This window comes from Secundilactobacillus hailunensis (assembly GCF_005405185.1).
In the GTDB taxonomy this organism is placed as follows: domain Bacteria; phylum Bacillota; class Bacilli; order Lactobacillales; family Lactobacillaceae; genus Secundilactobacillus; species Secundilactobacillus hailunensis.
In genome coordinates this window covers 31,005-53,407 of the sequence record NZ_BJDO01000013.1, presented here as the reverse complement: position 1 = coordinate 53,407, position 22,403 = coordinate 31,005, and the positions used below count along the sequence as shown (strand labels likewise).

Annotated in this window: 23 protein-coding genes; 6 read left to right on the top strand and 17 right to left on the bottom strand. The window is 45.6% G+C overall.

The genetic code is table 11. The features are described from left to right. Positions 1-237 precede the first annotated feature (237 nt). A complete protein-coding gene (locus FFM73_RS12755) occupies positions 238-384 on the top strand; it encodes a hypothetical protein (protein ID WP_171001213.1) in 147 nt (48 codons plus the stop codon). 79 nt (positions 385-463) lie between these two features. On the opposite strand, the gene FFM73_RS05320 is transcribed toward FFM73_RS12755, so the two are convergent. Continuing rightward, complete coding sequence (locus FFM73_RS05320) at positions 464-910, bottom strand: GatB/YqeY domain-containing protein (protein ID WP_137630743.1); 447 nt, start codon at positions 908-910, stop codon at positions 464-466. 280 nt (positions 911-1,190) lie between these two features. Next, complete coding sequence (rpsU, locus tag FFM73_RS05315; protein ID WP_054655423.1) at positions 1,191-1,376, bottom strand: 30S ribosomal protein S21; 186 nt, start codon at positions 1,374-1,376, stop codon at positions 1,191-1,193. A 208-nt stretch (positions 1,377-1,584) separates the two neighbouring features. Here rpsU and FFM73_RS05310 point away from each other — a divergent pair, with 208 nt between their 5' ends. Beyond that, positions 1,585-2,424: a pyruvate, water dikinase regulatory protein gene (locus FFM73_RS05310; RefSeq protein WP_137630742.1), complete on the top strand. Its 840-nt coding sequence runs from the start codon at positions 1,585-1,587 to the stop codon at positions 2,422-2,424. Between the two features lie 115 nt (positions 2,425-2,539). Continuing rightward, entirely contained in the window at positions 2,540-3,385 is an 846-nt protein-coding gene (locus tag FFM73_RS05305; protein WP_137630741.1) for a GNAT family N-acetyltransferase, read from the top strand. 48 nt (positions 3,386-3,433) lie between these two features. On the opposite strand, the gene FFM73_RS05300 is transcribed toward FFM73_RS05305, so the two are convergent. The 6 genes from FFM73_RS05300 to msrA all read right to left on the bottom strand — a co-directional run bounded on the left by FFM73_RS05300 (position 3,434) and on the right by msrA (position 9,282). Continuing rightward, a complete protein-coding gene (locus tag FFM73_RS05300) occupies positions 3,434-4,363 on the bottom strand; it encodes a deoxyribonuclease IV (protein ID WP_137630740.1) in 930 nt (309 codons plus the stop codon). Next, positions 4,360-5,571, bottom strand: coding sequence for a CDP-glycerol glycerophosphotransferase family protein (locus FFM73_RS05295; RefSeq protein WP_137630747.1), 1,212 nt, complete (start codon positions 5,569-5,571; stop codon positions 4,360-4,362). Before FFM73_RS05295 ends, FFM73_RS05300 begins: the two co-directional genes overlap by 4 nt. A 38-nt stretch (positions 5,572-5,609) precedes the next feature. After that, a complete protein-coding gene (locus FFM73_RS05290; RefSeq protein WP_137630739.1) occupies positions 5,610-6,416 on the bottom strand; it encodes an ABC transporter permease in 807 nt (268 codons plus the stop codon). 23 nt (positions 6,417-6,439) lie between these two features. Further along, complete coding sequence (locus FFM73_RS05285) at positions 6,440-7,594, bottom strand: CDP-glycerol glycerophosphotransferase family protein (protein WP_235874459.1); 1,155 nt, start codon at positions 7,592-7,594, stop codon at positions 6,440-6,442. A 180-nt stretch (positions 7,595-7,774) separates the two neighbouring features. Then, positions 7,775-8,650 (bottom strand): YitT family protein, encoded by an 876-nt coding sequence (locus FFM73_RS05280; protein WP_137630738.1) that lies wholly within the window; start codon positions 8,648-8,650, stop codon positions 7,775-7,777. A 92-nt stretch (positions 8,651-8,742) separates the two neighbouring features. Further along, complete coding sequence (gene msrA / locus FFM73_RS05275) at positions 8,743-9,282, bottom strand: peptide-methionine (S)-S-oxide reductase MsrA (protein ID WP_137630737.1); 540 nt, start codon at positions 9,280-9,282, stop codon at positions 8,743-8,745. Positions 9,283-9,867: 585 nt separating this feature from the next. Here msrA and FFM73_RS05270 point away from each other — a divergent pair. Further along, a complete protein-coding gene (locus FFM73_RS05270; RefSeq protein WP_137630736.1) occupies positions 9,868-11,190 on the top strand; it encodes an MFS transporter in 1,323 nt (440 codons plus the stop codon). Positions 11,191-11,295: 105 nt separating this feature from the next. On the opposite strand, the gene aspS is transcribed toward FFM73_RS05270, so the two are convergent. Both aspS and hisS read right to left on the bottom strand, forming a co-directional pair. Continuing rightward, positions 11,296-13,089: an aspartate--tRNA ligase gene (gene aspS / locus FFM73_RS05265; RefSeq protein ID WP_137630735.1), complete on the bottom strand. Its 1,794-nt coding sequence runs from the start codon at positions 13,087-13,089 to the stop codon at positions 11,296-11,298. Positions 13,090-13,101: 12 nt separating this feature from the next. Then, the gene (gene hisS, locus FFM73_RS05260) at positions 13,102-14,388 is read right to left on the bottom strand and encodes a histidine--tRNA ligase (protein WP_137630734.1); all 1,287 of its coding nucleotides are present in this window, start codon (positions 14,386-14,388) and stop codon (positions 13,102-13,104) included. Between the two features lie 377 nt (positions 14,389-14,765). Between hisS and FFM73_RS05255 the strand changes: the two genes are divergently transcribed. Together FFM73_RS05255 and FFM73_RS05250 are read left to right on the top strand one after the other, a co-directional pair. Next, positions 14,766-15,605: an N-acetylmuramoyl-L-alanine amidase family protein gene (locus FFM73_RS05255; protein ID WP_306418823.1), complete on the top strand. Its 840-nt coding sequence runs from the start codon at positions 14,766-14,768 to the stop codon at positions 15,603-15,605. A 23-nt stretch (positions 15,606-15,628) separates the two neighbouring features. Further along, positions 15,629-16,462: a fructosamine kinase family protein gene (locus FFM73_RS05250; RefSeq protein WP_137630732.1), complete on the top strand. Its 834-nt coding sequence runs from the start codon at positions 15,629-15,631 to the stop codon at positions 16,460-16,462. Between the two features lie 4 nt (positions 16,463-16,466). Here FFM73_RS05250 and FFM73_RS05245 read toward each other — a convergent pair whose 3' ends face one another. From FFM73_RS05245 to FFM73_RS05215, 7 genes are all read right to left on the bottom strand, one after another. Beyond that, positions 16,467-17,111 (bottom strand): HAD-IA family hydrolase, encoded by a 645-nt coding sequence (locus tag FFM73_RS05245; protein ID WP_137630731.1) that lies wholly within the window; start codon positions 17,109-17,111, stop codon positions 16,467-16,469. Between the two features lie 10 nt (positions 17,112-17,121). Beyond that, on the bottom strand, positions 17,122-17,568 hold the full coding sequence (dtd, locus tag FFM73_RS05240) for a D-aminoacyl-tRNA deacylase (protein ID WP_137630730.1): 447 nt from the start codon (positions 17,566-17,568) through the stop codon (positions 17,122-17,124). Positions 17,569-17,634: 66 nt separating this feature from the next. After that, positions 17,635-19,872: a RelA/SpoT family protein gene (locus FFM73_RS05235; RefSeq protein WP_137630729.1), complete on the bottom strand. Its 2,238-nt coding sequence runs from the start codon at positions 19,870-19,872 to the stop codon at positions 17,635-17,637. A gap of 4 nt (positions 19,873-19,876) precedes the next feature. Then, a complete protein-coding gene (locus tag FFM73_RS05230) occupies positions 19,877-20,203 on the bottom strand; it encodes a hypothetical protein (protein WP_137630728.1) in 327 nt (108 codons plus the stop codon). 76 nt (positions 20,204-20,279) lie between these two features. Further along, on the bottom strand, positions 20,280-21,014 hold the full coding sequence (locus tag FFM73_RS05225; protein WP_137630727.1) for a 16S rRNA (uracil(1498)-N(3))-methyltransferase: 735 nt from the start codon (positions 21,012-21,014) through the stop codon (positions 20,280-20,282). Next, entirely contained in the window at positions 21,015-21,974 is a 960-nt protein-coding gene (gene prmA, locus FFM73_RS05220; protein ID WP_137630726.1) for a 50S ribosomal protein L11 methyltransferase, read from the bottom strand. A 56-nt stretch (positions 21,975-22,030) separates the two neighbouring features. Then, positions 22,031-22,363: a hypothetical protein gene (locus FFM73_RS05215; protein WP_137630725.1), complete on the bottom strand. Its 333-nt coding sequence runs from the start codon at positions 22,361-22,363 to the stop codon at positions 22,031-22,033. Between the last annotated feature and the right edge of the window lie 40 nt (positions 22,364-22,403).

The following is a 22,403-nucleotide window of genomic DNA, read 5'->3' as shown; positions in this document are numbered from 1 at the left end:
AACCAAGAAAACATGTTTATCCGAATCTTCCAAATCGCTGCTTAGTCCCTATTGCGAATGCCCCTAGAACAAAGGGTTATTTAGTGTACCCAAAATCCATTTAAAGGGTACAAAGTCCCGATATTTCCGATCTCGACCACTCAAATCCCGTAAGCAACAAAGAGCTTCCTCCGAAGAGAAAGCTCTAAATATAATCAAGTCGTTAATCAACACCGTTTGACAAAGACCCATAGTTATGTGATGAACCAAGTTACCCCCACTACAATGCTTTTTGTGCCTAGTGAAGGCGGCATCAGCCACGCACCAACGGAATTAACTTACCCAGCAGATTTAAAAAATGGTATCCAGCTATTAATGGCTAGTCTGCACGCCCAGGCATACTAGCCCCAACACCTTCCAAGTAATCAAAAAGGCACTGTCTAACTGCTGATACGCAATTAGACAGTGCCTTTAATGTCAATCTTTACTTGCTTAATAGTGACTTGACAGTCTTGTTAACAATGTTGCCATCTGCTTTACCCTTAAGCTTAGGCATGACTGCCCCCATCACCTTACCAAAGTCAGCCATTGAACTGGCACCAACTTCGCTGACAGTATCAGTCACGATTTTTTTAATCTCATCTTCACTCAACTGCTTGGGTGCGTATTTCTCAACCAATTTAATTTCAGCATCCAAACCATCAACAAGATCCTGACGGCCGGCGTCGGCAAATTCTTGGCGGGATTCTTTTCGTTGCTTCAGTTCACGGGAAAGGACCGTCAACTGTTCGTCATCGTTTAGATCATGACCCAACTTGATACGTTCGTTGGTTAGGGATGTCTTGATCATCCGAATAACGTTTAAAGCAACCTTATCGCGAGCCTTCATGGCCGTTTTTAAATCTTCTGTGAGCGTGTCTGATAATGACATGTACAAAAACCTCCTAATTTTCATTAATTGGTTCACCTCTAAAGTGCGCCAATTCTCGTGAACTGCTCGTTACTTGGGCAACAAGCTTCTAGAAACACCGCTAATTTACGGTAATTTACTAAGGTGCGTTCCGCGCCGAACTTTGATAACCTAGCTACTCGCTATCATCTTTATTATATTCGTTATTAGTGGCATAGGCAATTCAGTATATCTTGATAGAACCGTGATTATGCCATTAAAACAAAAAAAGACTCCTGGTAGCCAGGAGTCTTCGATGCAACTAGAAACGCTTCTTGTTCTTACGTTTTCTTGCTGCTTCTGATTTTAATTTCTTTTTAACGCTTGGCTTTTCATAAAACTCACGTTTACGGTATTCTTGTAAAGTACCGCTTTTGGAAACGGTTCGTTTGAAGCGCCGAAGAGCATCGTCAAGAGACTCGTTTTTGCGAACGACTGTCTTTGTCATGTAAATCCCTCCCTCCGAGCTCTAGTAGTAACCGATTGAAAATGAGCAACAAAAAATTGCCCTCCTCAATAGTTCCTTTTAATTATACCTACCTAATCGCGTCACGTCAATCATTTCAATTAAGTTTTAACCAGAAAATTCAAATATCATCGCTTTGTTTCCGCCTGTGCTAAAATTAGACTAACTATTAAATAACGGGGGCTTTATGATGGCTGAAAATTCTGATATCGACATCTTTATTATTTCCGATTCATCTGGTGAAACGGCACTGACCGTTGCCCAGACCGCAGTCGCGCAATTTCCTGATCTGAAAGTGAAGTACCAGCGCTTTCCCTTTATTCAAACGGAAGCGATCCTCAGCGGCATTTTAAAAATGGCTGCAAAAAAAGATGCGGTCGTTTACTATACGCTAGTCACGCATTCATTAAGCGAACAGGTGAGAAGCTTTGCTGAGGAAAACCACCTGCAGTCTTTTGACTGCATTCAGCCCGCTATGAAGGCGCTCACTAACCGCACTGGGGTTGAACCCGCCTCGATTCCAAGCATCAACCACAGTTTAACCGATACTTACTTTGACCGCATCGGTGCCATGGAATTTGCCGTGGCTTACGATGATGGAAAGGATCCCACTGGTTTGCAGAAAGCAGACATTGTGATTCTGGGTGTCTCACGAACTTCCAAGACGCCGCTATCCCTCTTTTTAGCCAATCGTGGTATCAAAGTTGCTAATCTACCACTATCACCTAAGTCGCAGTTACCAGATGAATTATGGCAGGTCGATCCCGCTAAAATCATTGGTTTGACCAATAGTCCCAAAGTGTTAAGACGAATTCGCCAGCAACGGATGCTTTCATATGGGTTGCCCGCCGAAAGTGCCTATTCGGATACTGAAAAGATCAAGGCCGAATTAAAATACGCCGATAAGATCTACAAAAAGATCGGCTGTTTAGTCATCAATGTCTCTAATAAATCAATTGAAGAAACGGCGACCTTGATTCTTGAAAATCAAAACCTGGAACCGGCCGAAATCGATACTATCAAAGACTGACCCGATTGGCAATACATTTAGCACCACCTATTTCTGAGACACACTATTATGGGATACTGTTTAGCAAGGCTCAAGTTGACTTTCACTCACTGGTTTAAACAAAGGAGTGGTTCATTTGACTCAGATTGGAATTATTGTGGGCAGCTTACGTCAAGCCGCCTATTCTCAAAAGGTCGCTAACGTTCTAGCAAATTTATTACCCGTTCAGCTGACGCCCGTTTTTATTGATATTGGTCAGTTACCATTGTACAACGCTGATCTCGATGAAGACGATACCGTTCCTGCTTGGCAAACTTTCCGGCAGCAGTTAGATGACGTCGATGGGTTGATCATCGTCACCCCAGAATACAATCGTGGGATGACCGGTGCCCTTAAGAATGCCTTTGACGTTGGTTCCAAGCGACGTAATCATTGGAAACATCAAATCGCCTTAGTCGTTTCCAGTTCGCCTGAAGCCACTGGCGGCTTTGGTGCTAACCAGCAAGTCCGCCAAGTACTGGTCACGTTAAACGTATTCCCCGTTCAACGCCCCGAAGTTTATCTGGGACATGTCAACCATTTGTTTAATGACCAAAATCTGATGACCAACTTAGATACGCTCTCATTTTTGCAGACGGCGGTTAACGCCTTTGTTGACTTACAAGCCAAGTTTGATCCGCAGCCTGCTGATGAGCTGAACGCCCTAGCCATTAAATACGAACCCGGCCGCTTTTACATCAACGGTGAAAATGGCAGTACACTGGCCGAAATCATTTTTCACGACCAGCAAAATAAACGGATCATGGTCACCAACACCCAGGTCAGTGAGCAGCTACGGGGTCAAGGCATTGCTAAACGGTTAATGCTGCGCGTTATCCGCTTTGCACAAATTTATCACTTAACGATTATTCCGGATTGTTCATACGCCCAAAAGTTTCTTGAAAAACACCCTGAATATCAAGACTTATTTACGACGAATTAAAAATAGCGCCAGTAGAAAAATGATTTCTACTGGCGCTATTTTTTACAATTAATTATCTGATTCCAAACTCGTATCAAACGGTTTTTGCGCTAAAACGTCTGCTTCCAGATTAGGATTAAACGTTTGGCGTTTCAGCATTTCAATTTCATACCCATAAGGCGCCAGTTTATGCTTCTTATCAATGGCCACCCACGGCGTTTCCATCACTTTAGGCACGTTGACCAAACTAGGATGATGAGCAATGGCATTTAAGGCCTCAAAACCAATCGTGCCGTTACCCAGCAATTCATGGCGGTCTTTATGGCTGCCTTGCGGGTTTTTGGAATCATTCAAATGAATAACTTGCAGCCGATCAAGACCGATTACGTCATCGAACTGCTTTAACACACCATCAAAATCATCTTTAATGGCGTAACCCGCATCGCTGGTATGGCAGGTATCAAAGCAGACCGATAGTTTATCGTTATCGGTAACTTGGTCGATAATCGACGCCAGCTGTTCAAAGGTAATCCCCACTTCAGTCCCCTTACCAGCCATGGTTTCCAGCGCAATTTTGACGGTTTGCTCCGGGGTAATAATTTCATTTAAGCCCTTGGCAATTTGAGCAATGGCCGCTTCGGGTCCCGCGCCAACGTGGGCGCCAGGATGCAACACGATCTGAGTGGCGCCAATCGCTTCAGCCCGGTTCACTTCTTCACGCAGAAATTGGACCGCAAAGGGGTAGTTTTCGGGTTTAATGGTATTACCCAGATTGACCACGTACGGCGCGTGGACCACGATCTGGCGTAACCCATGAGTCTGCATAAAGTCGTGACCAGCCTCAATATTAAGTTTATCGATTGGTTTACGGCGTGTGTTTTGCGGTGCGCCCGTGTAAACCATAAACACATTTTCACCATAGGAAGCAGCTTCTTTAGCTGACCCTAACAGCATCTCTTTGCCCTTCATGCTGACGTGCGAACCAATTAAAAATGTCATTTTTGAATTCCCCCTAGGATAACCTTAACGACTTTTTCTGAGGCTGAACCGTCTTCCCAATCGCAATATTTTTGGTTAAAACCAGCTAATTGCGAACGATAACCGGCAAACGCCCCCTGAGTTGCAAACTGGCTCAAATAATCATCAAAGGCATCCTCAGTAGTGGCTAACGGTCCCGGAATCTCAGCTTGATAGTCAAAATAAAAGCCCCGCAACTGATCGCGGTAATGCTCGAGATCATAGGCATAGAAAAGCATTGGCCGGTTCAGGTTAGCAAAATCAAACATGACTGACGAATAGTCGGTGATCATGAGATCGGAGATGAGGTACAAATTAGCAATGTCCTCATCGGCAATGATCTTGACTCGGTCTTCAAACTCCCGGATATCAATATGATCCTTCACTAAATAGTGCGGTCTTAAAACCAAGATGGTCTGATCATCCACCTGTTCAAAAAAGCGTTGCAGCTTAAATGGCAGTTCAAAATGATACTGACCGGTTTTAATGGCATCATCATCTCGCCAAGTCGGCGCGTACGTAATCACTGTTGTATCCGGATCGCCAACCAGTCGTTGCTTCAGTTGCCGGATCACGGCCGGCTGATTTTGATGATAGAGAACGTCATTTCTGGGATATCCTATGTCTAAAAACTGATTGTGAAATTGAAATGCCGAACGGAAAATCTGCTTCGAATAGTCATTGGGTGCAATCAAGTAATCCCAACGAGCCGCTTCCCGGATAAATTGCTGATAGTAATCGGCGGTTTTGGTTCCCGGAATCGCCACGTGTTCAATATCAACGCCTAAATGTTTCAGCGGTGTGCCGTGCCAGGTCTGAATATAAGTTGTCCCTTTATTTTTATGCCACCAGTTTGGTAAGCGTGAATTGAACACCCAAAACCCAGCGTGGGCCATCAGCCACACCCATTTGAATGAAAAACGTTTGACTAGCTTGATGTCTGGGTACTGCGCGTGCAACTCGTGATACCGCCGTGGTTTAACCCCAAAATAAGCCGTGGCTTTCAGCTCGGGGCGGTCGTGAACCAGCTGCCGGTAAATGGCTGCCGGATTGTCATTAATATCGTTACCATTAAAACTCTCAAACACCAGCAGATCTTTTTTTACCGGGATACAAAGAAACCCATCGTTTAAAACGATGAGCCCATTGCGAATCACGATTTTTAGACCTTTTATGACTTGGTTGACCAGTCCAGTCGTTTTCACCGTAATTCCTCCTTATTAATTGACTAAATTAAATCAACGAAACGTGAACGGAACTTGTAATGCAAATGTGAACCGACTAGTAAGAAGAACAGCACGATCAGCCAAAATTCAATGGTTAACGTTGGTCGTTGCCAGAACCAGCCTTGACCCAGCATTGATTCCCGGAAGCCGGAAACCACGTAGAAGAATGGGTTCAATTGCAAGAGCCGAATGACAGCTGGTGGAAAGCCACCAGTCTCAAAGTTAAACAGTACACCAGAAATGTAGAATAACATCCGCATCACTGATTGGAGCAAGATGTGATAATCCCGCACAAGCACTGACACTGCCGAGTTAAAAATACCAAAGGCAATCAGGAACATGATCATACAGAAGAAATAATAAACTGACTCAAGCCAGTAAATATTGGGGCGAATCCCGTAAATCAAACCAACCATCACAGAAACCACTAACATCGTCCAAAATGAACTTAAATTGGAAACAATTTTAATCGACGGTAAAGCTGAAACGGGGAATTTCATCTTAGAAACCATTCCCACTTGTTGATAGATACTCTTAGAAGCATCCAAAGTTGCCCGGTTCATGAAGAACCATGGCGTGATTCCAATCACCATCCAAGGCAGGTAATCAATACCGCTGCTTGCCCCATGTTTCAGGCCAACACCGAACACTAACCAGTAAATACAGATTTGAATTAAGGGATATAGATATTCCCAAATTAACCCCAGATAGTGACTTTGATAATCGGCACGATCTTGATATTTTGAAATTCTAAAGATAATCCCTAAACTATTAAATTGTTCCTTGAATAAAGTTCCGACCTCTTTCAAAGGTTAACACTCCTTTACGCCGCCTATTTTTCCAAATAACGGCAGTAATATTCCACGACCCGTTGCGTCGCATGACCATCATTGTAAGTATTCCAATGACGATTAAACTTGGTAAAATCCGTTTGCCGGTCAGCGACAATTGCCGTTCGCAGTTCTGCCGGTGTCTTTAAGGGTGCTGATGGCAGCCACTTTAAAAAGTGGGGTTGAATACCAGGATTTTGCTGGTACTCTTCTAAATCAGACATATAAAACAGCAGACTATGCGCGTGTGGCAGCAAGCTGTAATCAAACGCAATCGACGAATAATCGGTAATTAAAGTCTCCGTCACCATCAGCAGATCCGTTGTTGACAGCTGCGGATAAAAGCGCACCTGATGCGTCGTTGACTGACTAAGCCGCTGTTCGTACTTTTGCAGCAAGGGATGGAGCTTGACCACCACCACGGCATTTGGATCAGCCACCAGTGCTTCTTTTAGTTCTGGCGTCAGCTCAAAGGTCATCGAGTCTCGATACGTTGGTGCGTATAAGATCACCCGATGCTTGGCTAACCCCGGCGCTAAACGATCAATACGCGCACGCGCCCCGACCTGCCATTTAGCAGAAAAGAACCGGTCAGACCGCGGATAACCCAGTAACTGCATCCGTGAACGTGGGACGCGATAGCTATCCTGAAAAACGTTGCCCATGGCATCTGAAGCCACCACGTAATCATCGAACTGATCATAGACCCGTTGGAAACGGCGCTGATCTTCTTTAGAACGCTGACTCGTGGTTGGGTCGCCCCAGCCGAAGCGCTTAATTGCACCATTGGCATGCCAGAGCTGAACAATCTTGGCGTGCCGCGGATGCAGCAGGCCGCCTAAAAAGGCGTAGTAGTTGTCGCAAAAGATCAGCCTAGCCGTCATGATCAACGGGATTCCAGTAAACACAAAATGCAGATTATCCCGAAATGGAATAACTTTGATGCCATAAGCAGCTAACTGGGTTGCCTCGACTTCAACATCTGGCCGGTAAAAAACGACCAGTCGCTGATTGTCAGGTAATTTATCAGCCAGCGCTAGTATAAACTTCAAATTATTGCCGAAACTCATCAGGTAAATAACTGAATGAACCTTGCTTCGCCTAAAAAAGTTCAGCGCAGATATCAACCGGACCAGCCAAATATAAATTACTTTCACAGCAGACCACCAATTCTATTTTTCTCCTGTGTTACGTCTCCCAGCAACGGGTGCCGTAACGCACACCTTGGCATTATACCACATTCAAATTTTAAGTAACTGGCTTTTATCAGAATTTAAGAATTTACCAAAATATAAAATCGCCATGCCCTTGATATCAAGAACATAGCGATAAAATTGTCATAATCTAGGCTCATAAAAATGGCCCAAAATCTTGTAAATTTCTGAAACACTGGTGAAGGCACTTGAATCAGCTTCATTCATGGCTTCCTCTAAGTCCGACATTTCATAACGCGAAATAACAGTGAAGAGGATCGTCTTCGTATCATGGTGATAGGCACCTTCCGCATCATGCACAATGGTAATCCCCCGTCGAATATGGTTTTGAATCGAATCAATCACCGTTTTCGGCCGGTCAGTAATGATCATCACCTGCATCAATTGCTGGCGCGTATAAGTCATATCCATGACCCGGGCGTTAACCACTAACCCAATGGCGGAATAAAACGCGTGTGGCCAGCCGTACAGAAAACCGGCAGCCAAAATGATCAGCGAATTAAACGCAATGTTAATGGAGCCAATCGAGCGGCCAGTCTTGCGGCGAATCACGATTCCCAAGATGTCTAAGCCCCCGGTTGAAATACCGCTTTTAAGGGCCAAGCCGGTTCCAAACCCGTTGACCGCCCCACCAAACAGCGCACAGATGATGGGGTCAGTCGTCAAATGAACGGGATGCAGCATCTTGATCATTAAACTGGCAAGAAAAACCGCAATAACCGTATAAACCGTAAAATTATGACCGATTGCCCGCCACGCCAAGATAAACAGTGGGATGTTCAGCAAAAACAGTCCTAAAGCAGTTGAAATCACAAAGGTCAAGTGCCGTTCAGTCAGGGTCGTCACAATTTGGGCTAACCCAGTGATACCAGAAGAATAAATGTGTCCTGGCGTCCAAAAGAAATTCATGGCGATAGACACTAAAATACCGTATATAAAAGCAGTCGAAATTTTTCCAATTGATTGATGGCGTTTAACTAAACGCTGTACATCATCCATAACAAACCCTCTCTATCCTGTTAGGTTACTACCAATATCCTAGCATACCTCATCGGGCTGCACAGCATTATTTCCAGATTCTAAAGCGAACTTTACTTGGTTTTCGAATCCTGCCAGTGTTCGTTAACGAACTTTTCACGCCCACCGGCTTCCTGCATGGCCATTCGTGCTGGCTGCTTGCGATAGAAATCTTGATGTTCTTCTTCAGCTTCATAAAATGGCTTAGCGTCTTCAATCTGAGTGACGATTGGGGCATCGAATTTACCACTATCGATCAAAGCCTGACGAGACTTTTCTGCAATTTTACGCTGGGTCTCGTCCTTCACAAAAATGACTGGTCGGTAGTTGTCGCCACGGTCTTGAAACTGGCCCATAGCATCCGTTGGGTCGGTCTGCTGCCAATAGATCTGAACTAATCTTTCATAAGACATGATTTCTGGATCAAAGGTAATTTTAACCGCTTCGGTATGGCCGGTAGTGTGGCTGCTGACCTGCTCGTAAGTCGGATTAGCCACGTGCCCACCAGTATAGCCAGAGACCACCTTCTCAATACCTGGCTGTGTATCGAAGGGCTTGACCATGCACCAGAAGCACCCACCTGCAAAAATTGCTGTTTCTCGTTTTTTACTCATTTCGTTCACCCCTAAATTGATTAAATTGAATAGTGATCAGTATAGGGTATTTCAGCTCATGAAACAAGCAAACCGCTGTCTGTACCGTCAATCAAGACTGCATAACTAAAATTGATTTTAGCTAGTCTCTTTACAAGGTTCAAGTTATGAGTTAGCATACAACTAAATTAAAGAATAATTAAAAATCAATGATAAACAGAGTGAATAAGCAGAGTAAGTTCCTTCGATGTGCTTAGAGAGTCCGTAGTGGCTGCAAACGGATGGCATCTAGAACTAAAAGTAGGCTTTGAGCCATAATTGTTTATTGGGATTTCGTGGTGACCACCATTATCTGGCCGACGGATTTAAGCATTGTTAGATCCGCTGAGGTTGTCTTATGGACAACAAATCAAGGTGGTACCGTGCATACTATTGCGCCCTTCGAATTTTTTCGAAGGACGTTTTATTTTACATTTATTTCAGATAAGGGGGAATTTTTATTCGCCAAATCGCAGTATCTAGTATTCATCAGCGCATCCATTCGTGCCCTTAGCCCATACACAGGTACAAAAACACATCATTCATCTATCTTTAGGAGGAATACATATGGCTTCTAATACCGTTACTTCTCATAGCATCAGTTCAAGTTCACTTAACCTCGAAACACAGCTTAATTCCGCTCGCGAAACGCCTTTGTTCTACAAAGTATTTGGATTAGCCGGCGCTGGCATCATGCTGGACGCTGCTGACGTTTACGTGGCCAGTGCCATCAATGGCGCCATGGTTGCATCCCATTTTGCCACCGTTACACAGGGTTCACTCTTCTTATCCAGCGGCTTTTTAGGACTGTTCCTCGGATCGTTAATTTCCGGGTATATTGGCGACTTTTATGGCCGCAAAAAATCTTATCAGTATAATTTGTTGCTATTTGGCGCGTTTACCCTCTTAGCCGCCTTTGCACCGAATATGATCACACTGATCATCTGCCGGCTGTTTGCTGCCACTGGTCTGGGTGCCGAAATTGTCACCAGTTATGCCGTTGTCAATGAGTTTGCGCCAGTTAAACGTCGCGGTCACTGGTCCGGATTAACCGCGATCATCGCCAACACCGGTGCACCGATCACCTTACTGATTGCCACCTTCGTGATTCCGAAATTCGGCTGGCGGTCAATGTTTCTGCTGTTAGGGATTTTGGCCATGATCCTGTGGTTTGCCCGTCGTCATTTTCCTGAATCACCCCGCTGGCTATTGACTAAGGGCCGGACTCAAGAGGCTAACGCCATTATTAAACAGCTCACGACCCGCGGGCTTTACGATGATGGTGAGTTAGAAGATAAAAATAAATCTGTCATCCACATTAGCTTTGCCAAAGGCTTGTTTATTGCAATTGTTGCTGTCAGTGCCACCCTGCTTTGCCAGTATACCTTCTCCACTTGGGTGCCAACGTTACTGCTGAAACGCGGCATTAATATTGTCAGTTCCATCGGCTTTTCTGCCATCATGATGCTGGGTGCCCCAATTGGCTGTGCCATTGGTGCCCTGCTAGTAGACCAGACTGGCCGGAAAAAATTAATTGGCAGCGCCTTTATTGCCGTCGCTATTCTAGGGTTTGCTTATGCCTATGAGACCACTACGGTGGGTATCTTACTAAACGGTTTTTTGCTGACAGTAACCCTCTATATTCTAATGGCAACCGTGGTCAGCATCTACACCAACGAATTGTTTGAAACCAGTCACCGCTTCCGTGGCGCCGGTATTGCCAACGGTGTTTCCAAGCTATTAAACGTTTTGATGCCCTCAGTCGTCACCATTGTAATCACCCATTTTTCAACCGTGTTTCTCTTCTACGGCATTGCAGTAATTGCCATTATTGCGGCCGCTGTCATCTTCATTTGGGGACCTGAAACGGATGATAAAATCATCAAGTAGTTTTTAAAATCAATTATCTACAATAAATATATGGTCATCAAAAAAGCATGGTTCTCAGCCATTTTTGACTGAGAACCATGCTTTTTGTCTAGCACTCTTTATAACTTATTTATCTTTTTTATCGTCATCCTTGGTTACAAACAGGCTTAAATCTTGCAATTGCTTGTCTGAAACCGTGGTTGGTGCAGATGTTAATGGTTCAACAGCCTTAGAGTTCTTAGGGAAGGCGATGACGTCTCGGATGTTACCGCGCTTAGCTAACAAGCGGGCAAACCGATCCAAGCCGATTGCCAGACCACCATGAGGCGGAAAGCCGTAATCCAAAGCGGTTAGGAGATAACCAAACTGCTTTTCGGCCCGTTCTTTGGTGAATCCGAGGGCTTTGAACATCTTCATTTGCAGGTCACGGGTGTGGATCCGGATCGAACCGCCACCTAATTCCAGACCGTTTAAGATGATGTCATAACTTTGCGCGTAGGCTTTATGCGGATCTTCGCCTTCGTCCAAGTAATGTTCGTCACCGGCTTTTGGCATGGTGAATGGGTGATGGGCTGGAACCCAGCGCTTTAAGTCCACATCGTAATCGAATAGTGGCCAGTTCACGATCCACAGGAAGGCAAACTTCGACTCATCGATCAAACCAAGTTCCTTGGCAATTGTCCGCCGCAGGTAGTCCAAAGTTTGGGCAACCACTCGGCTGGAATCACTGGCGAATAACAGGAGATCACCAGGCTTAGCGCCGGTCCGTTCCGTAATGGCTTTGTACAGTTCAGCGTTGTCCTTGAAGAACTTAGCAATTGGGCCGGTAAAGTTGTCTTCAGTGACCTTCAACCAAGGTAAGCCCTTAGCACCGAAGCGTTCGATATGCTCCACGAACTTGTCGATGTCTTTTCTGGAGTACTTATCAGCACCGCCAGGAACGGCGATTGCCTTAACTTGGCCACCGTCATCAAGCACTTTGTTAAAGACGTTAAAGCCGAGATTATTCACTAAGTCGCCTAAGTCTTTTAATTCCATGCCATAACGGACATCTGGCTGGTCAGTCCCAAAGCGAGCCATCGATTCATCCCAGTCCATCCGTTTGAACGGTAACTTAACGTCAATGTTTAAGGTTTCCTTCATGACTTTAGCAATCAGACCTTCAGTCAGATCTTGAATCTCTTCAGCATCCAAGAAGGAGGTTTCCATATCGATTTGGGTAAATTCTGGCTGACGGTCACCACGCAGATCTTCGTCACGGAAGCAACGGGCGATTTGGTAGTAACGGTCAAAGCCGGCACCCATCAGCAACTGCTTAAACAGTTGTGGTGATTGTGGCAAAGCGTAGAAATGACCCGGATAGACCCGTGAAGGCACCAGATAGTCCCGGGCACCTTCTGGCGTTGACTTAGTCAAATCAGGCGTTTCAATATCGATGAAGCCCTGAGAATCAAAGTAACTGTGAACTGATTGGGTGATCCGGTTACGAATTAAGAGACCACGTTGCATTTCTGGCCGACGCAGATCCAGATAACGGTACTTCAACCGCAGATCGTCAGAAACGTTAATACCATCTTGAATATAAAATGGCGGGTTTTTAGCCTTGTTTAACAAGTTGATTTCAGATACCCGCACTTCGATCTTACCGGTACGCATCTTCTCGTTAACTTCGTGTTCGGCCCGTGGTACCACGTGACCCTTAATTTCAATGACGTATTCGTTCCGCAGCTGGTCAGCAACGGCTAATGCATCCTTATCAAATTCCTCACTGAAGACCAGTTGAACGATGCCTTCGCGATCGCGTAGATCGATAAATATTAAACCGCCTAAATCACGGCGCTTTTGAACCCAGCCCTTGAGGACGACATCTTGATCAAGATATTTTTCGTCCACCAGACCGGCATATGTTGTTCGCTTCATCTTACTCTCCCTTTAATCAATATTTTTAATGACACTGGCGAAATCGGTCATCACATCGTCTAACGGTGCTGAAACTTCATTACCAGAGTTCATATTCTTAACGTGAATCGTATTGGTCGTTAACTCTTTTTCACCCAGAGTCAGCGTGTAAGCAGCACTTAAGCGGTCAGCCGTTTTGAACTGCGCCTTGGGTTTACGAGCTAAGTAATCGCGGTCAGCTGAATATTCCTGCTGACGCAGCGCTTGAACCACCTTTAACGTTGGTGCGTTGGCTTCATCACCAATGCCCACGACATAGGCGTCCAAATGATGTTCTTCAGGGAACTTGACCCCTTCAGCTTCCATCAATAAGATCAAGCGTTCCATACCTAGGCCAAACCCAACACCGGAAACTTCCGGGCCGCCCAATTCTTCGACCAAGCCGTTGTAACGACCACCGGCACACACCGTGGTGTAGCCATGACCTAACGCCTTTGAATCAACCATGATTTCAAAAATGGTGTGGTTGTAGTAGTCCAGACCTCGCACCATGGTTGAATCGACCACGTAGTCAATACCGATAGCTGACAGCAAGCTCTTTACTTGGTCAAAATGAGCCTTAGCTTCAGGTGTCAGATAATCTAGGATCGATGGCGCATCCGCCACGAACTGCTTATCCTTTTTATCCTTACTATCCAGTACCCGTAGCGGATTCTTGTGCAAGCGAATCTGAGAATCTTCACTCAGTTCATCGTAGTGCGGTTCCAGATAGTCGATCAGCGCCTGCCGGTAATTATCTCGAGTCTCCTTATCGCCTAGTGTGTTGATCGCCAAACGGAGGTTAGAGATACCGAAATGCTTAAACAGATCCATCCCCACCGCAATGACCTCAACATCTAGAGCTGGCTCATCGGAACCGAACGCTTCGATCCCCATTTGATGGAATTCCCGCTGACGGCCTGACTGTGGCCGTTCATAACGGTACATCGGCCCGATATAGTAAGTCTTAAAGGGCTTTTGAACTTCTGGACCATACAGTTTGTTCTCCACAAAGGCCCGCACAACACCAGCGGTCCCCTCTGGCCGTAAACTGATGTGACGGTCGCCCTTATCCTTAAAATCATACATTTCCTTAGTAACAATGTCTGAAGTGTCGCCAGAAGTTCTCGAGAACACTTCAAAATTTTCAAATAACGGTGTGCGAATCTCTTCGAACCGGTACTTACTGAATACTTGTCGCGCCACTGCCTCAACATACTGCCAGTGCTGACTCTCACCGGGAAGAATGTCCGCAGTGCCTTTTGGTCGCTGATAACGCATAGTATCTCCCTTTCTGATTTTTGATGTCGTGGCGTAAAAAAATAAAAAGCACCCTTGTTTTCACAAGGGTGCTTCGCACGGTACCACCTTAAATTTACTCATCCATAACGTTGGACACGGATAATTGCTTACCCACCTCAAAAGTGTCTTCAACTTCCCGTCTGCTGTATCTTTTCATCAACCAGATACTTTCTGAAAGTCACGGGTCATTTACTGATCTTTTTCATCGGCGTTTCATTTATTTAACTACCAATAAGACTACTCAGTTGCCCGCAAAAAGTCAAGGACGTTTTCATTTGCAGGCTGTATCTTTGTAGCAAAATAATCTATAATTATAATTATTTCAAAAACTAATCGAGGAAATCAATTTGAACTACGTGAAACAACACTGGCAGCAGATCGTCATTTCAATTGCAATCGTGCTGACCTTAGGCATTGCTGTCTTTCAAACCGTTCGTCAAGACCGCTTAACGACCCCCATCGCAAACATTAATGTGCGCACCGGTCCCAATATTAACTATCAAACTAAAGCTATTTTGAAAAAGGGGCAGGCCGTTTACATCGTTCAGAAAACGGATAACTGGTATAAAGTCCGCTACGATGATCACTATTTCGGCTGGGTCGCCAGCTGGCTGATCAATCAGTCGTCAAAAATCAAAACAGCCACTAATTTGTCCGAAGCCACAATCGTTTTGGATCCCGGTCATGGCGGCAGTGATTCCGGTGCCCTGTCCATTGACCAGCATCACGATGAAAAGACCTATACGCTGCAATTAGCCAAAAAAGTCCGTAATCAATTAACTGCCCGCGGCGCTCACGTCATTATGACGCGTACCGGCAATCAAACCGTCTCTTTGGGAGCCCGGCCAGAAATGGCAACCGACAACCACGCGGATGCTTTTATTAGTTTTCATTATGACTCCAGCCCTGAAAATAACTTGGGGTCCGGCTTCACGACCTACTATTACCATGCCAATACCTCCTTAAAGTTAGCGCATACCATTAATCAGCATCTCACGGGCTTGCCGCTAACTAATAAGGGGGTCGATGTTGGCAACTTTGAAGTAATTCGCGACAACTTGCGACCTGCGTTACTATTAGAGATGGGCTATATCAATAACGCCAAGGACTTCAAATCAATTGAAGACCCGGCCTATCAAAATAAGGTGGCTAAGGATGTCACCAATGGTCTAGCCGCCTACTTTGAAAATAAATAAGTTCAGAAAGGTTGGTTAAATACATGGATAATGAATGGCTCAAGCAGCTGCCAATCGACGCCATCAAACGAGTGGTTCCCGTTTCAGGTGGTGACATTAATCAAGCCTATCGACTGGAAACGGCCGACACGACCTATTTCTTGCTGGTGCAGCCCAATCGTGAACAAGTCTTTTATCAGCACGAAATCGAAGGTCTCAAACTATTAGCACAGGCGGCCTTAGTGCCCCAAGTCATCGCTTCTGGTCAAATTAGCGGTGACGCCTACCTGATCCTATCCTGGCTAGAAAGCGGTCAAGGCAGTCAGTATGATCTCGGTAAACTGGTCGCTCACGTGCATCAGCTGCACAACGACCGGTTTGGCTTCGACCATGACGTTGACGGCAAGTTGCCCAAAATCAATACCTGGCAGACTAATTGGGGTGACTTCTACGTCCATCAACGGCTAGAAGTTCTGGCTAAACGAGCTGACCAGCACGGGCTGTGGAATCAAAAAAGGCAGGACCATCTTACACGGCTCTGCCAGATTATCTTAGATTATTTTCAGCATCACGACAGCGTGCCCAGTTTACTGCACGGTGATCTGTGGTTTGGCAACGTGATGTTTACCGCTGATGGGAAACCGGCCTTGATTGATCCAGACGTTTTGTACGGCGAACGGGAATTTGATCTCGCTATGACCACGGTATTTGGTGGTTTTGATGACCAATTTTACCAAGGTTACAACGACACCTACCCCATTCAGCCGGGCTTTCAAGAACGGCTGCCGTGGTATCAACTTTACTACCTGATGGCACACCTCAATTTATTCGGTGAATCCTACGGTGGCTCCGTTGATCGCATTCTCAGTAATTACTGAAACATTACTGAAGTAAGACCGCTTTCAGTTCACCCACGTTAGTCACGTTGATTTCAGGGTGGCTGGAACGAAAATCGATCAACCGGCCGGGGTCAAACAAAGCGCCGGCAATTCCGGCATTATGACCCGCATCAATGTCTAACGTTCGGTCGCCAATCATAATGGCTTCTGGCCGCTTCACACCGTTTCGTTCAATTAAAGCATTCAGGGAAGCTGGATTAGGCTTCCTAGGAAAGGGCTGTTCACTGGTGACTTCATCAGCGAACAGTCTTTTAATGTCAGCCGTTTCTAATAGTTGATTAGCGCTGCGGTTACGATGCGTCAGCAGGTAATGTTGCCCACCTGCTTCGCTTAATTGCTGCAGTAAGTCCAGCATACCGGCAAACGGTCGCGCCTGTGCAATGTGCTGACTTTCAATTTGACGGTAATCGTGTTCTAATCGCTCGGCATCGATACTAAATTCTGCGCTGAACTGTTGCTTCGCGGTGCCAAATGAGTGCTGGCGCATCACTTCATAAATTTCCTGTTCATCTAACTCAAGTTCAGAAACCTGCTGTCTAGTCAGCGCGGTCATGAAGGCTTGCACCATGATGGGATAAGTGTCAAAAATAGTGCCATCAAAATCCCAGAAAAACGATTGATATTTCATTACAATCTCCTTATAGATCCGCGCTGTCAAACAGAATAGTCACGGGACCATCGTTGACCAGACTGACTTGCATATCAGCACCAAATTCACCAGTTTCAACTTGAATGCCAGCATTGCGTAATTTTTGGTTAAAGCGGTCATAGATCTCTTTAGCATGGTCTGGTGCCCCAGCTTTCGTAAAGCTTGGCCGGTTACCCTTTTTCGTATCGGCGTAGAGGGTAAATTGTGAAACGGATAAAATGGCGCCCCCTACATCTTGAATCGACAGGTTCATTTTGCCGGCGTCATCTGAAAAGACCCGCAGCTTGGCAATCTTATGCACGTAATAGTCCAATTCGTCTTCGCCATCGCTATCGGAAGCCCCAAATAAGACCAAATAACCCTGTTTAATTTTACCAACTACTTGGTCGTCAATGGCGACCTGAGCTGACGTTACCCGTTGTAATACGATTCGCACGATGAATCCTCCTCATAAATATCAAAACGACACGGCTGACCGTGTCGTTTTTTTAATTTTATCATTTTATCTAAACGGCCGCTTAACCACATAGACATCCTGGACGTTCTTCAGGTTATCCATTAACCGTTCCAGTTGTTCGGCATTTCTGATACCCAGCGAAATGGAAATGGTGACCATCTTATTATGATCGACCCGGCCGTTAACCACGTTTAATTGCTTAGTGGTGCCATTAACGATCCGCAAAACATCGTTGAGCAGACCATCGCGGTTATAACCCTGAATCTCCAGATCAGCATTATACATTGACGTGGTTTCATTAGGGTTATCCCAGTATACTTCTACGATTCGCTCACCATTAGCTTCAGCATGCGCCACGTTGGGGCAATCTGCACGGTGAACTGAAACGCCACGACCCTTAGTAATGTACCCAATAATCTTATCACCGGGAACTGGGGCACAGCAATGGCTTAAACGGACCAGCAGGTTATCGACACCTTCAATGACGACCCCTTCAGACGGTTTGAGCTTACGCTTGCGGTACGAACTAGACTCCGATTCCGTATTATCGATGGTCTGATGTTCTTCCAGCAATTCATGTTCTTCTTGCCGCTGCCGCTGTTCTTCACGTTGATGTCGCACATCTTCAGTTAAGCGGTTAGCAACACCCACTGGCTGCAGGTCGCCAAAACCCACGGCGGCAAACAGGTCGTCAATGTGTGAATAGTGCATCTTGTCGACCACTTTTTGCAGCTTGTCCTTCGTCATCAGTTCCTTAGGATCGAACTTAAAGTCGCGCAGCTGCTGTTCGATGATCTGCCGACCAGATTCAACGTTCTTTTCCCGGTCTTTTTGACGGAAGAACTGCTTGATCTTATTGCGCGCCCGCCGTGTTGAGACCAGCTTGAGCCAGTCACGGTTGGGACCAGCCGAATTAGAGGACGTTTTAATATCGACAATATCACCATTTTTAACTTCGTAATCCAATGGCACGATCTTGCCGTTCACCGTGGCACCGGTGGTATGGTTACCAACTTCAGTATGGATCTGATAAGCCATATCCAATGGTCCGGCACCCTTCGGCAGTTCCAAAACATCACCCTTAGGCGTAAAGGCATACACGTGGTCACCAAATAGTTCACCTTTAACACTGTCCATAAAGTCGGCAGCGTCATCAGTGTCTTCCTGCAGTTCAATGATCTGTTTGAACCAGTTTAACTTGTTGCCGGTATTGGTTGCTTCAACCTTATCCGTTTTACCTTCTTTGTAGGCCCAGTGAGCCGCCACCCCAAATTCAGCCACCCGGTGCATTTCCTTAGTCCGAATCTGGACTTCCAGCGGCCGTCCTTCTGGCCCGATCACCGTCGTATGTAAAGATTGATACATGTTGGCCTTAGGCATGGCAATATAGTCCTTAAACCGGCCTGGCATTGGCTTCCACTTTGTATGAATGGCTCCTAAAACCGCGTAACAGTCACGAATGTTATCAACGATCACCCGAATTGCCAATAGATCATAAATCTGGCTAAATTGCTTGTGCTGATCACGCATTTTGCGATAGATCGAATAGATGTGCTTTGGCCGGCCATAAATTTCCGGATCAATGTGCAAATCGCCAATAGCATGCTTAATATCTTGAATTGCTTCAGCAATGTAGCTTTCCCGTTGATCACGACGCGAATTCATGAGGTGGACGATGCGGTAATATTGCTGCGGATTCAGGTAACGTAACGAAATGTCTTCCAATTCCCACTTAATCGCACTGATCCCTAACCGGTCAGCTAACGGTGCATAAATTTCCAACGTTTCATTAGCGATTCGACGCTGTTTATCTGGTCGTAAATGCTGCAGGGTCCGCATATTATGCAGCCGGTCAGCTAACTTAACGATCATGACCCGAATGTCCTTAGACATCGCCAACAGCAGCTTCCGGTGATTTTCTGCCAGCCGCTGCTTATTAGATTTATACTTAATTTTACCCAGCTTAGTGACGCCATCCACGATCATCGCAATATCGTCGCCAAAGAGCTCCCGCACGTCATCGAGGGTAACACCCGTATCCTCAACAACATCGTGAAGAAAACCAGATGCAATGGTGGTTGGATCCATCTTCAGATTAGCCAAAATTCCGGCGACCTGAATGGGATGCATAATGTAGGGTTCACCCGACTGACGAACCTGATCCTTGTGCGCAACTGCAGCGAATTTATAAGCTCGTTTGACAATTGCAACATGGTCCTTATTCATATAAGCTGATACGGCGTCAATCACGCCCTGCGCTGTCCAAGTTTGATCTCTAGACATCCAATCACATCCCCTCCATGGCGCTCAGGCCATAAGCTAAATAACTAATACATAGATACACCGGGGCAAAATAGATGGCGTATTTCGGCCCAGATATGAAAATTCCTAACGCAAATAATACGGGTAAAACAAATAACAGCCACCAGCTGTCACCACGACGCTTAATAAAATGACCAATCAAACCAGCAGTAACGGTGTAAATTACACCGTAGATCACACCGGAACGCCAGAGATCACCAATTGAAATATTGTTTAACAAGGTGGGTAAGATCACGCCCAATACTATGCTGAGTGCCCAATAAGGCCAGCCGATTCGTTTCAAAATTGTCATATTTACTTGCTTCACTCTCTTATTTCATGAATGGTTTACATTTTAGCATTATTTTACTCGTATGGATAGCATTCAATCACTGTAATTCTAGCATCGTCGAAACCGCCGCCAAAAAGTATAATGGGGCCGTTTCCGTCCGTAAGATTCGGGGTCCAAGACCAGCAACTGTAGCCTGGTTTTGTTCTAGAAACTGCATTTCAGCCGGTGAAACACCACCTTCAGGACCGAAGACCGCCGTGAGCTGTTCACCAGTTTTAGTTTGACTAAGTAATTTGACTAACTGCGCCTGTTCGCCCTGTTTGGCAGCCTCTTCATAGGCCACCAGCAGATGGTCAAATTTAAGTTCCGTGATGGCTTGCTTCAAAGTGTTAAAGTAACGCACCGTTGGAATGTGCGTCCGGTGAGCCTGTTCAGCGGCGCCCTGGGCAATCTTTTGCAGCCGTGTTAATTTTTTACTCAGTTTATTGGGCTGCCACTTGGCCACCGACCAGTCGGCACCAAAGAAGCAGATCGTATCAGCTCCCATTTCAGTGGCTTTTTGGACGATCCATTCGGCTTTTTCCTGTTTTGGAAGTCCGGACAAAATAGTGACTTTGATTGGTAATTCAACGTGGTTTGCCAAAGGCTTAACCACCGTTACCGAATGGTCTTCATTCAATTGACCCAAATAAAGCGTTTCTGTTCCGTCAACAAACTCAGCCTGATCCCCTGGTACGCCCCGCATGACCTGCAGCCAATGTTTAGAAACATTACTGTCTAACTCAAATTGACTGCCCGTTTTTAAAGTGGGCTTCACAAAATACCGTTGCATCTAATCATCCGCCCCCGGTCTTTGCGCGATGACAGCATACCAATCACCCATATTGAGTGTTTGCAAAATTTTAAAGCCCTGCTTGCGCTGGACATCAAGAATCTGATCCACTTTTTCTGTAATGATCCCTGAGGTGATGAAATAGCCGTGTACTGGCAGCAAGTCCCAGGCCTGCGGAATCAGGGGAATGATCACATCCGGTAAAATGTTAGCAACAATGATATCAGCTTTACCGTGAATCCCCTTTAGTAAATCATTGGCAGCAATCTTAACATCCGCGGCAATGGGGTTTAGCGCCAAATTCTTCTTAGCGGAATCCACGGCTACCTGATCCAGATCATAAGCGCGAATATCGCCGGCCCCTAACTGCTTAGCCGTAATACTCAGCACCCCAGAACCGGTCCCCACGTCGATCATTGACTCACCACCATGAATGACGAGCTCCAAAGCTTGCATGGATAACTTAGTCGTTGGATGAGTCCCCGTACCAAAGGCCATTCCGGGATCCAATCTGATGATCCGTTCGTCCTTAGTTTTCGGTTGATAATCCTCCCAGCTCGGGACCACGGTCAAAAAACGGGTGACCTGTATCGGATGGTAGTATTTTTGCCACTCGGTTGCCCAGTTTTTTTCGTCAACTTTAGCCGTAGTCACTTCTGCCGGTGCAACGGCTAAACCAAAGGCTTTTAATCCCTCAACTTGGCGCTTAATTGCGGGAATGATCTCCGGCACATAAATCGTGGCCGGAAAATAAGCGGTGATTTTCGCCCCGCTTTTTACGTGGGGAATTTCATCCACGTTTAAGATCTCGCCCTTTTTCCCCCAGTCAACCTGACTAAGCTGCTCATAATCCTTTTCATCATCGATCTGCACACCAGAAGCCCCGTGTTCCATTAAAATATTACTAACGGCTTCCACTGCTTCATTAGTCGTTGTTACTGTCACTGCGATCCAATTCATACTTGTCGCCCTCCGTATTCCTCAAAAAATAAATTTCCAAAAAAAGAACGCCAAAGTTACTTAGCGTTCTCCTCATCAGTAGTCTGATGTTCTTTTTCTTCTTCCTCTCGTTGCGGCAACCGCGATTCAAGATAGTCTAATAAATCTTTTTCACTTTGGAAGATTCGTGGATGTTTTTGTTTGTGCAATCGCAGATCGATTTCGTTGATCTTGCGACGACCAGTCCACGTATGACTGTACCGGATGATTACCCGATTATTCAACGCCTCCCGACCAAATTTAAAGACGTAGACACTTTCAGGAGTCATCAGTGGCCGAATGTATGATTTTTCATACTGATAATGTCGGCTCTTTAAGTACTGTTTTGTTAGATTTAACACGGTAATCACCTCCCAATGATTTTTCTATAACCCACTAACTTACTATTGG

What these genes read in the sequence shown, in the direction of transcription:
- FFM73_RS05320 (WP_137630743.1), bottom strand. Translation starts at nt 910, where the DNA reads ATGTCATTATCAGACACGCTCACAGAAGATTTAAAAACGGCCATGAAG.
- rpsU (WP_054655423.1), bottom strand. Translation starts at nt 1,376, where the DNA reads ATGACAAAGACAGTCGTTCGCAAAAACGAGTCTCTTGACGATGCTCTT.
- FFM73_RS05310 (WP_137630742.1), top strand. Translation starts at nt 1,585, where the DNA reads ATGGCTGAAAATTCTGATATCGACATCTTTATTATTTCCGATTCATCT.
- FFM73_RS05300 (WP_137630740.1), bottom strand. Translation starts at nt 4,363, where the DNA reads ATGACATTTTTAATTGGTTCGCACGTCAGCATGAAGGGCAAAGAGATG.
- FFM73_RS05280 (WP_137630738.1), bottom strand. Translation starts at nt 8,650, where the DNA reads ATGGATGATGTACAGCGTTTAGTTAAACGCCATCAATCAATTGGAAAA.
- msrA (WP_137630737.1), bottom strand. Translation starts at nt 9,282, where the DNA reads ATGAGTAAAAAACGAGAAACAGCAATTTTTGCAGGTGGGTGCTTCTGG.
- FFM73_RS05270 (WP_137630736.1), top strand. Translation starts at nt 9,868, where the DNA reads ATGGCTTCTAATACCGTTACTTCTCATAGCATCAGTTCAAGTTCACTT.
- aspS (WP_137630735.1), bottom strand. Translation starts at nt 13,089, where the DNA reads ATGAAGCGAACAACATATGCCGGTCTGGTGGACGAAAAATATCTTGAT.
- hisS (WP_137630734.1), bottom strand. Translation starts at nt 14,388, where the DNA reads ATGCGTTATCAGCGACCAAAAGGCACTGCGGACATTCTTCCCGGTGAG.
- FFM73_RS05250 (WP_137630732.1), top strand. Translation starts at nt 15,629, where the DNA reads ATGGATAATGAATGGCTCAAGCAGCTGCCAATCGACGCCATCAAACGA.
- FFM73_RS05245 (WP_137630731.1), bottom strand. Translation starts at nt 17,111, where the DNA reads ATGAAATATCAATCGTTTTTCTGGGATTTTGATGGCACTATTTTTGAC.
- FFM73_RS05235 (WP_137630729.1), bottom strand. Translation starts at nt 19,872, where the DNA reads ATGTCTAGAGATCAAACTTGGACAGCGCAGGGCGTGATTGACGCCGTA.
- FFM73_RS05230 (WP_137630728.1), bottom strand. Translation starts at nt 20,203, where the DNA reads ATGACAATTTTGAAACGAATCGGCTGGCCTTATTGGGCACTCAGCATA.
- FFM73_RS05225 (WP_137630727.1), bottom strand. Translation starts at nt 21,014, where the DNA reads ATGCAACGGTATTTTGTGAAGCCCACTTTAAAAACGGGCAGTCAATTT.
- prmA (WP_137630726.1), bottom strand. Translation starts at nt 21,974, where the DNA reads ATGAATTGGATCGCAGTGACAGTAACAACGACTAATGAAGCAGTGGAA.